The sequence below is a fragment of the Alcanivorax sp. HI0083 genome, assembly GCF_001635175.1.
In genome coordinates this window covers 1-254 of the sequence record NZ_LWFX01000712.1, presented here as the reverse complement: position 1 = coordinate 254, position 254 = coordinate 1, and the positions used below count along the sequence as shown (strand labels likewise).

Annotated in this window: 1 pseudogene; it reads left to right on the top strand. The window is 60.6% G+C overall.

The features are described 5' to 3' along the window. Positions 1 to 254: pseudogene (locus A3754_RS07015) on the top strand (cell division protein FtsZ); the annotation flags it as partial.

The following is a 254-nucleotide window of genomic DNA, read 5'->3' as shown; positions in this document are numbered from 1 at the left end:
GTAATCAAAGTGGTAGGTGTCGGTGGTGGCGGCGGTAACGCCGTGGATCACATGGTGCGTTCCGGTGTGGAAGGGGTGGATTTCATCTGCGCCAACACTGACGCCCAGGCCCTGCGTAATGCCTCATCCAAGACCGTGATTCAGCTGGGTAGCCAGGTGACTAAAGGGCTGGGCGCCGGCGCAAACCCGGAAATCGGCCGTCAGTCCGCTCAGGAAGATCGTGATCGCATCGCCGAGCTGCTGGATGGTGCAGA